This window comes from Tianweitania sp. (assembly GCF_032053605.1).
In the GTDB taxonomy this organism is placed as follows: domain Bacteria; phylum Pseudomonadota; class Alphaproteobacteria; order Rhizobiales; family Rhizobiaceae; genus Tianweitania.
Map to the genome: position 1 here is coordinate 1 of NZ_DAMBUH010000015.1, position 226 is coordinate 226.

General features: G+C 64.6%; 1 protein-coding gene. It reads left to right on the top strand.

The window, feature by feature from the left end; genetic code table 11:
• Window positions 1-128 (top strand): helix-turn-helix domain-containing protein (locus RTX98_RS05645; protein WP_312795243.1); only part of this gene is annotated, 128 nt, incomplete at its 5' end.
• Between the last annotated feature and the right edge of the window lie 98 nt (window positions 129-226).

A 226-nucleotide genomic window follows, 5' to 3' on the forward strand; every position in this document is an offset into this window, starting at 1 on the left:
GCGGCGTGTTGCAGCGTGCCTTGGCGCGCGCCGGCGGCAATGTGTCGGCTGCGGCCAAGCTGCTCGGCATCAGCCGCGCCACCATGCATCGCAAGCTGAACAAGACCGGGCTCGAGCGGCCGCACTAGATCGCTTTCCGCACTGCACCCTGTCTCAGATCTGCGACACTCCTGATCCCGCTGGAGGATCGGGAGAGATGACAGGTTTAGCTTTGCCGACGATGCTC